This is a genomic window from Serratia sp. LSHTC3, from assembly GCF_057197125.1.
Window position 1 is genome coordinate 41,758 of sequence record NZ_JBXUNP010000003.1, and the last position, 12,146, is coordinate 53,903.

The 12,146-nt window shown below is 52.4% G+C and carries 14 protein-coding genes; 12 read left to right on the top strand and 2 right to left on the bottom strand.

Going from position 1 to position 12,146, the window contains the following annotated elements:
- Window positions 1-10 precede the first annotated feature (10 nt).
- The 9 genes from AC2CGI_RS13015 to AC2CGI_RS13055 all read left to right on the top strand — a co-directional run bounded on the left by AC2CGI_RS13015 (window position 11) and on the right by AC2CGI_RS13055 (window position 6,901).
- Window positions 11-769, top strand: a complete 759-nt coding sequence (locus AC2CGI_RS13015) for a fimbria/pilus periplasmic chaperone (RefSeq protein WP_075686649.1) — start codon at window positions 11-13, stop codon at window positions 767-769.
- A 37-nt stretch (window positions 770-806) separates the two neighbouring features.
- Entirely contained in the window at window positions 807-1,469 is a 663-nt protein-coding gene (locus AC2CGI_RS13020) for a fimbrial protein (RefSeq protein ID WP_076740809.1), read from the top strand.
- A gap of 13 nt (window positions 1,470-1,482) precedes the next feature.
- Window positions 1,483-1,998, top strand: a complete 516-nt coding sequence (locus AC2CGI_RS13025; protein WP_015376359.1) for a fimbrial protein — start codon at window positions 1,483-1,485, stop codon at window positions 1,996-1,998.
- Window positions 1,999-2,011: 13 nt separating this feature from the next.
- Entirely contained in the window at window positions 2,012-2,500 is a 489-nt protein-coding gene (locus AC2CGI_RS13030; protein WP_015376360.1) for a fimbrial protein, read from the top strand.
- A gap of 150 nt (window positions 2,501-2,650) precedes the next feature.
- Window positions 2,651-3,463 (top strand): MrpH family fimbial adhesin, encoded by an 813-nt coding sequence (locus AC2CGI_RS13035; protein ID WP_130054899.1) that lies wholly within the window; start codon window positions 2,651-2,653, stop codon window positions 3,461-3,463.
- 424 nt (window positions 3,464-3,887) lie between these two features.
- Entirely contained in the window at window positions 3,888-4,412 is a 525-nt protein-coding gene (locus AC2CGI_RS13040) for a fimbrial protein (protein ID WP_076740811.1), read from the top strand.
- 124 nt (window positions 4,413-4,536) lie between these two features.
- Complete coding sequence (locus AC2CGI_RS13045) at window positions 4,537-5,088, top strand: helix-turn-helix transcriptional regulator (RefSeq protein WP_076740812.1); 552 nt, start codon at window positions 4,537-4,539, stop codon at window positions 5,086-5,088.
- A gap of 129 nt (window positions 5,089-5,217) precedes the next feature.
- On the top strand, window positions 5,218-6,096 hold the full coding sequence (locus tag AC2CGI_RS13050) for an MrpH family fimbial adhesin (RefSeq protein ID WP_130054898.1): 879 nt from the start codon (window positions 5,218-5,220) through the stop codon (window positions 6,094-6,096).
- Window positions 6,097-6,604: 508 nt separating this feature from the next.
- Window positions 6,605-6,901, top strand: a complete 297-nt coding sequence (locus AC2CGI_RS13055) for a hypothetical protein (protein ID WP_076740813.1) — start codon at window positions 6,605-6,607, stop codon at window positions 6,899-6,901.
- A 68-nt stretch (window positions 6,902-6,969) separates the two neighbouring features.
- On the opposite strand, the gene AC2CGI_RS13060 is transcribed toward AC2CGI_RS13055, so the two are convergent.
- Window positions 6,970-7,887 (bottom strand): LysR family transcriptional regulator, encoded by a 918-nt coding sequence (locus tag AC2CGI_RS13060; protein WP_130054897.1) that lies wholly within the window; start codon window positions 7,885-7,887, stop codon window positions 6,970-6,972.
- Window positions 7,888-8,139: 252 nt separating this feature from the next.
- Here AC2CGI_RS13060 and AC2CGI_RS13065 point away from each other — a divergent pair, with 252 nt between their 5' ends.
- Entirely contained in the window at window positions 8,140-9,468 is a 1,329-nt protein-coding gene (locus AC2CGI_RS13065; protein WP_076740815.1) for an MFS transporter, read from the top strand.
- A gap of 3 nt (window positions 9,469-9,471) precedes the next feature.
- On the opposite strand, the gene AC2CGI_RS13070 is transcribed toward AC2CGI_RS13065, so the two are convergent.
- Window positions 9,472-10,098 carry a helix-turn-helix transcriptional regulator gene (locus tag AC2CGI_RS13070; RefSeq protein ID WP_076740816.1) on the bottom strand — a complete coding sequence of 209 codons (627 nt, stop codon included), beginning with the start codon at window positions 10,096-10,098 and terminating at the stop codon, window positions 9,472-9,474.
- 310 nt (window positions 10,099-10,408) lie between these two features.
- On the opposite strand from AC2CGI_RS13070, the gene AC2CGI_RS13075 reads away from it, so the two are divergent.
- Entirely contained in the window at window positions 10,409-11,683 is a 1,275-nt protein-coding gene (locus AC2CGI_RS13075) for a cation:dicarboxylate symporter family transporter (protein ID WP_076740817.1), read from the top strand.
- Window positions 11,684-11,737: 54 nt separating this feature from the next.
- Window positions 11,738-12,127, top strand: coding sequence for a RidA family protein (locus tag AC2CGI_RS13080; RefSeq protein WP_046897895.1), 390 nt, complete (start codon window positions 11,738-11,740; stop codon window positions 12,125-12,127).
- Window positions 12,128-12,146 lie beyond the last annotated feature (19 nt).

Here is a 12,146-nt window from a genome sequence, read left to right on the forward strand (position 1 = left end):
TGATAAACGTATGAAAAAGAACTTTACCATGAGCAAACATCAATTGCTGACCGCCGCGCTGTTGGGCGCGCTGCTGGCGCCGCAGGCGCAGGCCGCTATCGCGCTGGATCGCACCCGGGTGATCTTCGACGGCAGCGAAAAGTCTGTCAGCCTGAATATCAGCAACCAGAACAAGCAGTTGCCATACCTGGCGCAGGGCTGGCTGGAGGACGAAAAGGGCAACAAGATCCAGAGCCCCCTGGCCGTGTTGCCGCCGGTGCAGCGCGTGGAGCCGGGCAAGCCGAGCCAGGTGAAGATCCAGGCGCTGCCGGCGACCAAACAGCTGCCGCAGGACAGGGAATCGCTCTACTACTTCAACCTGCGTGAGATCCCGCCGAAGAGCGACAAGCCGAATACGCTGCAGATTGCGCTGCAGACGCGCATCAAGCTGTTCTATCGCCCGTCGGCGATTGCACCGCAGCAGAATGCCGCGCCATGGCAAGAGCAGCTGACGCTGAGCAAGCAGGGCGACAAGTATGTGGTGAATAACCCGACGCCTTATTACGTCACTTTGGTGGACGCAGGGGCCAGGAAAGGCGTGGCTGGCGTGCAAGGTTTCGAGCCGTTGATGGTGCCGCCGAAGAGCAGTGCGCCGCTCGGCGTCAACGCCAGCGCGTTGGGTAACGGCCCGGTGCTGACCTATATCAACGACTACGGCGGTCGCCCGCAGCTGAGCTTTAACTGCAGCGGCAACGCCTGCCAGGTCGTGCCGGAAAAGAGCAAGTCGTAACACCACCGGCTGCGGCGGGTCATCGGGAGGAATAAAGATGCAATGGATGAGCGAGAAACTGAGAAAACACCTGCCGGAGCGTCACGACTGTCGGTATTACGGCACCTTGGGTGGGCTGGCGCTGATGGTGCCTCTCACCCTCGGGGCGATGCTGTGGCTGATGCCGGCTGCGCAAGGGCAGGTGGCGGATAACTGGTACACTGACGGCGCCAATGGCGTGCTGCAGGTGCGCGGCGCGCTGACGGAGAGCGCCTGTCGGCTGGAGATGGAAAGCGCGTGGCAGGTTATCAGCCTGGGGGAGATCGGCACCGGGCGCCTGCAGAATATTGGTGACCGCGGCGCGCCGGTAGCCTTTGAGTTACGGCTGAGAGACTGCCTGCGCAGCCCGGCCGGCAGCCGGGATTCACGCACCGGCGCCTTAACCTGGGCCAATGATCAACCGGCGGTAACGGTCACTTTCCGCGCCGGGCAGGATGCGGATAATCCGCAGCTGGTCAGGGCTCAGGGTATTGCCGGGTTGGGATTGCGTCTTACCGACAGCCGTGGACAGGATGTGCGGCTGGGCAGCCGCGGGGAACCGCTGCTGCTGACGCCGGGGCAGAATACCTTGAGCTATAGCGTGGCGCCGGAACGCACGGCGGCCCGTCTGGCGGCCGGAGCCTATCGTGCCACGATGGATTTTAGCCTGAGCTATGACTAAGGAGTTGAGAAGTATGGCGCACATATTCAGCCCGGCCGGTAGTTGCAGCCTTTGGCGCAATGCGGCGATGTGTCTTCTCTGTGTGGGAATGTCACCATTGGCCAATGCGGCGACCACTGTGACGGTCAGCGTCACCGTACTGGAAACACCGTCTTGCGTGATTAACGACAATAAAACCATCGAAGTGGACTTCGGCGAGATCCTGACGGTCAAGGTGGATGGCAACAATTATAAGAAATCGGTTGATTATACGCTGAAATGTTCGGGCATTAAGTCCAATGCCATGCAGATGAAAATTCAAGGCGGTGCGACCGCGTTCGATGCTTCCGCGCTGCGGACTAATATCAGCGACTTCGGGGTGGCATTTCGTTCTGATGGGAAGCCATTGCCCATTAATAGCTGGCTGAAGTTCACCTACTCGGGTAGTCAGGCTCCGCCATTAGAGGCTGTTCCGGTAAAAAGAGCGAATGCGAAGCTGCCCGGCGGTGACTTTACTGCCGGCGCCACCCTGCTGCTAGCCTATCAATAGAGGAGAGGCAACGATGAAAAAGCTTGGCATAGTTTGCCTCATCCTATTGGGTATCACTGCTCGAGAGGGGATAGCAGTGGAAAACATGAGTTTCAAAGGGACGCTACGCGAGGATGTGCCCTGTGAGCTCAATGATGGGCAACCGATAAACGTGGATTTTGAAACGGTGGGCGTTAATAAAATCGATGGGGAGCGTTACAAGAAGTCGTTTTCGGTGAAGGTGAGTTGCCCGGCGGAATTCGATGTTGCCTATAAGATTTACTATGTCGGTCAACCCAGTAGTTTTGATACGGCGGCGTTGGCCACTAACGTCAAGGGGTTGGGGATTAAGGCGCAGTGGCAAAAAAATGGCGCTTTTGTTGATCTTGGCGTCGGCGGTGCGATTAACGGTCTGGCTGATATGGATCTTAATTTCCAGGTGGTGCCTGTCCGGAAAGTGAATACGGAGCTGGTGCCGGGTGCGTTCAATGCCTCCGCATCGTTCCTGCTTAAATATGAGTGAGCTCGCAGTTGTTAACTGCGCGAGGAGAAATGACGAGAAAGAGAGCAAGATGCTTATGCCGGTGTGACTACAGTTGCCTGAAATTGATATTCACGGTAGCTGACTCATGCCTCGTATTCTTAATAGGTTCAGTGAGCGAGACTCAATATAATGGTTAACACGTTAGCCAGATCAAATGTAGTAAGAAGTTTTTTTATATTACTGCTCTTATATACTTCAGGCGCGTGGGCGGGGTGGAGTGCTGACATTCGATATTCCCCCAGAGAAAAACAGTATTTTGCCAAAGTCACTTACTGGGATACTGGTGATGTCACGCCGAATCCAATGTATGGCTGTTCTTATTTATGTAATGTCACCTTTTTTGTAACAACCAATTGGACGGCGGGGTCTCCCATGAATGAAGTGAGCTTCCCAGGGATCACGACCAGCAAGACCATGGGGGAACTAGCGCAAAGCTTTGCCCAGTCAGCGCTCTTTAATAAGGAATTCTATAGTAAGCAAGGTTTTGGTGCCAAAGATGTATGTATATTTTTTGGCTATTGGGGGAGATACCCCGGAGGGGCTTATGGCCCTGCTCGTTTTCCTGGGGGGATGCAATGTGTTCCGCCGGTGGTCGATCCCACCTATTGTGACCTGGCGGAAAAAGAGATTGAGCTGCGCCATGGCGTGCTGCGTGACGAGGAGGTGAATGGTCAGACTGTTAGCACCTCGCTGCATGTGACGTGCAGTTCCAAATATCCGGTGCGAATTATGTCGGCAGACAGAGTCGGCAGCGTTTACTTTAATGGTGGGAAACAGTTCCGGAGTGAACTGAAAATAGATGGCAAGGATTTAGGTGAAGGGAAAGTCGTTGAGGCAACGCCGCAAGGGGTAACGCTGACCTTAAGTTCCACGCTGATGGGATATGATGGCAGTATTGGGGTGTTTCAGGGATCTAAAACGATCATTGTTTCTTTACCTTAATCGGTATGGGTATTTCCAGCGTGACTTTCATAAAAAACAGCAGCACTAATATTTCTATAGTGGAGTTTAAAGGTGTTGCTTACCTTGCCACACAAGGCGCGGCTATAAATACGTTAGGTGTCCATAGGCTAGAATATTTTGTAGACCGATAGGTAACGAGATATCTCTCCCCTGTGCCGCGTCGTCATCGCGGTACTGCGTGACGACCTGGTGAACAGATATATGTGGCGAAGCAACAGTGTACTTGTAAATCTGAGAATGGCATTTACGAGTAGTAATATTTCCGATTTTTTAATTAATTGCCTGGCGAATCGGACAAATATATGACTGGTGGTGGGCATCTGTGACGGAGGGTATCACTCCGTCTTGATTATGCACATCGCAGATATAAGCGTTTTTATACGATATCAACCAGGAGAAAGGGATGAAAAAGACAGCGTTAGCGATGGCATTGCTGTGTATTAGCTATACCGGTTGGGGGGCCCCGCCTACGGTGGCGGTTAACTACCGTGGTGAACTGGTGGCGGAGCCCTGTGTGATTCCCCCTGGAGAGGAAAATATCGAACTGGATTTTGGCACGGTGATTGATAAATATCTCTATCTCAATCAGCGTACGGCGGGGAAAGCGTTTTCTCTACAGCTGACGGAGTGTGATCTCAGCCTTGGTGAAACGGTAAGCGTTTCCTTCAGCGGTACGGAAAGCGTTGCGTTGCCGGGGTTGCTGGCTATCAGTAGCGGTGGTGCGAGCGGCATCGCCATTGGCTTGGAGAATGTTTCAGGTGAGCTATTACCCTTGAATCAGCCTTCGGGAAAACTGCGACTACAGGAAGGAAGCAATAGAATTACGCTTAAAGCTTATGTGCGTGGTGAACCTGAGGCTATTAAAAACAAGAGTATAGCCAGAGGAGAATTTGTCAGCACGGCTACATTTTTACTTGATTACGAATAATAGACTGTAAGCGATACGAGTAGAATAAATATCGTAATATATCCGGTGGAAAACTTTAAAACAGGCCGAGCAGAATACCAATTCTGTATGGAATAAAATTATCCTGGCCGACAAGAGGTGTTGCATGGGAACATTTAATATCGTAATAGATGATGAGAATCGCTATTTTGCTGAGGGGCTTCGACTCAGTATTGAAAAGTATGCGCAGAATCGCAATAAATCCGTCAATTTTTTATCACCGGACGGTGAGGGGCATACCGACATACTTGTTGCTTCTTCACTGCGGCGTGCGCAACGCTGGCGCAGGGCGAATCTTTCAGGCGCACCGTTTATCCTTACCGTTAAGGAACGGCCTGTTTTAGCTGCGAGGGGTATCTCTGGCGTGCTGTACCGAACAGATAATCAGAACAAGCTGTTTGAGTTATTGTCTGAAGCATTGTCCGGTTCTGCGTTCCCGGCTACCGCTAAGCGGCAAATCTTAACCGGCAGAGAGCGGCAGGTGGTCGGTTATCTTCGTAATGGGTTCGATCAATCCCATACTGCTAGGTTGCTGGGGTTAAGCGTCAAGACGATTCATAGCCATAAACGCTCGATAATGAGAAAGTTAATGTTAACTCGGCATCATGAGTTTATTTATTGGTTATTGCTTCATGGTGATGAATATACTGAAAGTTGATATTTTTCATTTCTGTTTTTCATCCGCGGCTCTTTCAATTTGTGGTTGGGCATTGGGAAATAGTACCGATCTGAGATATCTTGTTAATAACCGCATGGGGTGGTTGGTTTTTGATATTGGAGCACGATGATGTTAAAGGACAGCATTAAGTTACGATTTATATTGGCGCTGAAAGTGGCAGCCTTGCTCTTTTTTCCAATCAGCGCCGTAGCTGATTGGAAAACGGCGGCAGAAGTGGAGCTTATACCCACAAATTCACCAGGGCAGGGGCCGGCTGTTCAGGGGATCTGGAGCGTTTATATTAAGCAATGGGATACCAATGATCTCAGGCCTAACCCTATGTACGGTTGTACCAGCTGCGCGCTCCATCTGCGGTATCGTTTGCCTTGGGGGGGGATGGGCTCTGATGTTTATGTATTTGGTGACTACGGGGACGGTTGGATTAGAGACAGCAAGACGCTTGGCGAATTGGCTCTGAGGGCTCAACAAAAGGGGTGGGTCGGACCGAATTCGCCTCGATATATCGTTAACTCAACGAGTGGCTGGGGACTGTGTACTTACTTGCAATACTCTGACCATGCAGTGATACAAGGTTCTATTCCTGGCGGCGCTTTAGATGCAGATCGCTATCCGGCTTGCGAGGCGCCTGTTGTGCTCCCTACTCAGTGTAATATTCGCGAACCCCAGGTAGAGATTCGACATGGATTGGTTGCGCCAGACAAAGTTAACGGCAGCCAGGCTTCGGCACAGATTACCGTTTGGTGCAATGAAACTTTTCCGGTGCGTATTGTCGCAACAGAAGCGAATGCCACTGACTTTATTAGCCTGAGTAAAGCCAGTAACTTCCGTAGCATCGTAACGATCAACGGGAGACCCTTTTCAAAAGGTGCCCTTATTGACGCTGGGCCGGCCGGTACGAAAGTTAATTTGACCTCAACGCTGGCTAATTACTCTGGTGAAGTGGGTGATTTTCAAGGGAGCGCTACAATTGTGGTATCCATTCAATGAAAAAGTGATCTTAATGCTTTACTAGGTTACAGAAGGTATCCTGAATGGAAGAGTATTCCTAACCTTGATTAGGGATGGTCTATTGCTTATTTGTTGTTACCCTAGTTCTCTCTGTTGTTTCAAGCTTGAATTAGACCGCTACACGGCAGTGGGCGAGTCTGCTGGGGATTTGCTAATAATTTCTTATCGATAAGCAGGAATGAGTCCTGCTTTTTTTGGCTCATAACGCGCTATGGATTATGAGTTATGAAAAACTATTTATCAAGTGAATATTATATTTTGTGTGGTGCCGAGATGTACCCAGGGATGGTAAATTGGATCTTTTTTATCTGGCGATTTTTTTGTTTTTTCTGAGTTTATATGCGTTTTTCAAACACGATCAGCGTATGAAGAAAAGGCGATTGGCGATAGGTGGAAGAGGGCATTAGCCGCAACAGGAAACCGGTACAGGGTCTGCCGCACAGGGAAATAAATACAAACGGGTAATTCAATAAACAAGGAGAAGGACATGATGAGAAGAAAAATCGCATTACTGGGTTGCACGCTGCTGATGTGTTCGCAGCTGGCTCAGGCCAAGCTGGTGATCGACGGTGGTCTTAATGGCAATATCGGCAGCGGCAACGGTGCTTCAGTTGACGTCAGCATTAACGGCAGCACTAACGGCAACAACGGCAACAACGGCACCGGTGTAAACGTTGGCGGTTCGCAAAAGCCGGATTCTAGCGCCAGCCAACTGCAAAAAGACATTTACGCGTCAATTTGCGCCAGCCCGTTTATGAAGAAATACGCTTCGATTTGTCAGTAAGGATGTATGTAATTAAGCCCGCCACGACTATGGTGGGCTTTTTCTTCGTTTTGCCCGCCATAGGTATCTCAATCTTGCCGTTCAGGCTTGATGTAGGCAATGCCTTGTTCGTCATACAGAGTGTAAATCATCCGCAACAGTGTCCTGATATCTTCAGATTCATCCAACTGTCGGGTGCTCATGATGATCGGGGAAACCAGGCGCCGTTCGTTCAATATGTTGTAGACCACGTCCGGGCGCTTCAGGCTGTGCAGGCAGTGAGGAACCAACGCGATGCCTTCACCAGCGGCTACCAGCCCCAATGCGACCTGCAGTTCCCGCACCTCCATGATTTTTCTGGGGACTAACACACGATCGCGAAAGGTCGCCAGCACCTGATCGGCAAAGCTTGGGCGCGGTGTTTGCGGGTAAACGATCAGCGTTTCCGCCTGTAGGGCGCGCAGCGTTAATCCCTCCGAACGAGCCAGCGGGTGATCGGCCGCTAAGGCCGCCATCAGAGGCTCTTCTCGCAGGATAATGCGGCGTATATGCATGTCTTCATGGCGAATGCGGCCGAATCCTACATCAATTTTCCCTTCCTTGAGCGCTCGAATCTGTTCCAGAGTGGTCATTTCATGCAGGTTCAGACCCACTTCGGGGTGAGCGGTGCGGAAACGGCGAATCAGCTGCGGCAGGATGTCATAGAGCGTTGAGGCGACAAAACCGAGCGACAGCGGGCGCTCTACTTGCCCCACGCGCTGGGTCATGGTCTTCAATTCGAGACTTTGCGCCAGGAATTGCAGTGCGTGCCCATAGAGAAAGCGCCCGGCCGCGGTCAGCACCAGAGGACGGGCGCCGCGTTTAAACAGCCTCACCCCCAGGCTCGCCTCCAACTGCTGAATTTGCCGGCTGAGCGGCGGTTGGCTGATATGCAGCCGTTCAGCCGCTCGGCTGAAATTCCGCTCTTCCGCGACGGCGATAAAATAGCGTAAATGACGCAGCTCCAAGATTATGCCTTTAAGGTATCAATACGATGCAAAATGGGTGTTAGACGAGCGCGCCCATGAGCGATATCGTCGCGAATGAAAATAAAATATGTATTGGCCACTCATCATAGGTGGTTTTTAATTTTTATTAAAGAATAAGTTTTTTAGCTAAATCCAACTCGTCTATATAAGTGAAATACATAAGCTCAACCTATTATTGGTGGTTTGCTCTGATATTTATGGTTGGTGCCGATTTCATTTCCGGGAGGACATATGTCGCAAGCTAATATTTATGTCGTGGATATCAATCCAATAATAGATAATGCGAAACTGAATAATATGCACCGACTCACGGTGTTATGGTGCGCTTTTATTATTGTTTTTGACGGTTTCGATCTTGCAGTACTGGGTGTGGTCCTTCCTGAACTCATGGCGAACTGGGGCATCACTGCGGCTCAGGCGGGCCTGCTGGGCAGTTATATCTTAGTAGGCATGATGCTCGGCGCGATTTTATTGGGTCCGCTCTCAGATAAAATAGGCAGGAAGAAAACCATTAGTTTGTGTATTATCACCTTTAGCTTATTTACTTTTCTTTGCGGCTTTAGCGTTAATGCTGGCCAATTCGGCTGGTGTCGTTTTATCGCCGGCATGGGGCTGGGAGGCGTTATGCCCAGCGTTACGGCCCTCACCAGCGAATATTCACCTAAAAGTAAGCGGAGCCTGATGGTTGGGCTGATGTTTAGTGGTTATTCCATCGGCGGCATGCTCGCGGCGCTGTCAGGCATTTATTTGATCCCGGTCGCGGGGTGGCAATCTATATTTTATATTGCCGCTTTGCCACTCATTGTTTTGCCATGGATGTTAAGCCACCTGCCCGAATCGGCGGCATTTTTAGTGAAAACCGAACAGCATGACCGTTTAAAACGCCTTTTGGAAAAGATTGCGCCAGACTATATCCATCAACCCGGTACGAAGTTTATCAGCTCTTCCTCGGCAGGTATAAAAGCGGGAAAGGCGACCCTGAAGGATCTGTTCGCTGAACGCAGAGGCTTAAGTACGTTGATGTTCTGGCTGGTTTTCTTCATGTCGCTGTTTGTCATCTACGGCATGACCTCCTGGTTGCCTAAGTTGATGTTGCAGGCTGGCTATCCATTAGGCTCCAGCCTGTCGTTCCTGTTTGCGCTGCATCTGGGCACCATTGTCGGGGCGTTGAGCAGTTGCTGGCTGATGGACCGAATGAATGGAAGACGTATTCTTATTGGGTATTTTTTGCTGGGCGCCGCCACTTTAGTGTTGTTGGGTACTCAGACGCCGGTGTACATCCTGTATTTGCTGCTGATTATTGCAGGTGCAAGCACCATTGGTACGCAAATCGCGATGAGTTCTTATGTCGCCCGTTTTTATCCTGGAACCATGACTTCGACGGGCCTTGGCTGGGGCCTGGGCATTGGCCGTATTGGCGCGATTCTGGGGCCCTTCATGGGGGGGCTGTTGATTGATAGTGAATTGACGCTTCAGCAAAACTTTATGGCTTTCGCGCTGCCGTCGCTGCTGGCAGCCGTCTGCCTGCTTTTCGTCAATCCGCGCCTGGCCGTTTCCTGAACTTCACTCTTCCTTGGCGTAGAGATACACCGAAGCGCGGGAAACGCCGAGGTGCTGCGCCACAATCTCCATCGCCTTTTTCACCTCGAGCAGGCCTTGCTCCCTCAGTTCCTGAATCAACCGCTTTCTCTCCGGCGTTTTCAGCGCGCGCGGCGTGGTGGCGTGGCGTGCGGCGAAGCGATCGATACGGTTGCGGATGGCCTCCGCGCCGCTGGGCTCCAGGTGTTCCGTCACCGCGCCGGCCGCCGTTTGCGTGAACTGCGCCAGCGCGTTTTGCATGCCGCGGAACAGCGTCATATCAACGTTCAAACAGAGTGCGGCGACGTAGTCGCCCTGCGCATTCTTGATGCCGATCGAGGTGCTTTTCGCCGGGCGGCCATCGGCGAACAGGTTGCCGTAGTTGGCGATCACGCTGGGAAACTCCGCCGAAGCGATGCGAGCCAGGCCAAGTTCCGTCGCCGCTTGGCCGACTTCTCGTCCGGACAGGTTGTTGTGGATCGCCAAAATGGCGTGTTCGGGATTTTGCAGATCGTGAACCACCACCTCGCAAAACGGCGCGAAGGTGGCGCTCAGCCCCTCGGCAATCACATTCAACTGGGATAACAACAGGTTTTCCGGCACTTCAGGCATAGGGCACTCCGATCACTTTCTTGGCGGCGTTGGCTCATTTCGAGCCAGATGAAGAACATACCACAAGTGCGGCGCACGGCGGTTTTCATCTGGCGCCTGGCGGCACTAAAAATGATCTTGCTCCCAATTCTGCACTTCCCGATTGGCATTTGGCCGTCGCGCAGGTATATAACATCATTTCTGGACTTATTTTCTAATTTTAGATTATTTGTTTTAAATATGACAATGTTTGTGCGTTAAAAGCCGTATCGCACACACCGGGGTTTTTCAGCGCTAGCTTCAACGGCCCGCAAGGGCATGGAGAACAATAATGTCTGCAACTTCAGTCGTCGGTTCTGCACGAAAACCTTTTTATTACACGTTGACCTTTCAGTTGGTGGTAGGGCTGGCGGCCGGTGGCGCGCTGGGCCTGTTGTGGCCGCAAATCGGCGCTCAGCTCAATCCGCTGGCGGCGGCCTTCGTCAAACTGATCAAAATGGTGGCCGGCCTGATTGTGTTTCTCACCGTGGTAGCCGGTTTTGCGCAGGTTAAACGCGGTGCCGGCGTTGGCCGCCTGGGCATGATCTCGGTCTGTTATTTCGAAGTGGTCAGCACGTTGGCGCTGCTGATCGGCCTGGCGATGGGCAATCTGTTTGAGCCGGGCAAGGGGCTGGTCTTGCATGCCGATGCCGCCACGGCGCTTAAACCGGCGGAGCCCCTGCAAGGCATGGATTTCGTGATGAGCATCATCCCGAAAACGGTGGTTGATGCGTTGGCCGGCGGCATCATGCTGCAAATCTTGTTGGTGGCTCTGCTGTTTGGCTATGCGCTGTACGCGATGGGCGATAAAAGCAAGCCGGTGGTTGATTTGGTGAATCTGCTGACCGACGCCACCTTCAAAGTGGTCAATATCATCCTCAAGCTGGCGCCCGTTGGCGTATTTGGCGCGGCGGCGTTCATGCTGGGCAAATACGGCATCGGCGCGCTGATGCCGGTGATGAAATTGGTGGGGCTGGTCTATCTGGGGTGTCTGTTCCTCATTGTGGTGGTGTTTTCCGTGGTGGCCTGGTTGACCCGTTTTAGCCTGTTCAGTTTCTTAAAACTCATCAGGGAAGAGCTGATCATCGCCTTTACCACCACCTCATCGGAAGCCGCCTTGCCTGGCCTGATGAAAAAACTTGAATCGGTCGGCTGCAGTAAAGCCACCGTCGGTTTTGTCGTGCCGACCGGTTACTCCTTGAATCTGGACGGCTCTTCAATCTACATGACGTTAGCGGCGCTGTTTATCGCTCAGGCCGCCGGTTTGGAGCTGAGCCTGGCGCAACAGGCCGGTCTATTGATGGTGTTTCTATTGACCTCGAAAGGCGTAGCCGGCGTGACGGGCGGCGCTTTCGTCACGCTGTCCGCTTCGCTGTTGATGTTTCCAGAGATACCGATGGAGGGGCTGGCGCTGATTCTCGGCGTGGATCGCTTGATGGATACCATGCGTACGTTGACCAACGTGGCCGGCAACGGCGTGGCGACCATGGCGATTTCTTACTGGCAGAAAGAACGTGTGGGTTTTCAGGCGAGGCTGCCTGAAGCGGCTGCGTGCAAACCCGTCTGAATGCCGCCCTGCGCCGTTTCCGCAGGGCTTTTCGAACCTGTGCAAGGATTAAATATGAAGCATGATGTGGTTTACAACGCCGCCGGCGGCTTTCCTCCCGCCGGTCATTATTCGCCCAGCTGTACGGCCAATGGGACGGTCTATATCTCTGGTCAATTGCCGATCGCCTTTTCCGGTGAGAGTCTTGCCGACGAACCTTTCGCGCGGCAAGTCCGTCAGGTGCTGGACAATCTGGATGCCTGCCTGGCAGGGGCCGGCGTCGGCCGCGCGCAGCTGGTTCAGGTGCGCGTCTATCTGACGGATATCGATTTGTGGCCGACCTTCAATGCGCTGTATGCCGAATGGATCGGCGAGTTTCGCCCTGCGCGCGCGGTGGCCGGCGTATCGCAACTGCATTATGGCGCCGCCGTGGAAGTGGAAGCTGTCGCGTTGGCCGCCCTTTAACCCTTACTGACAGGTAACG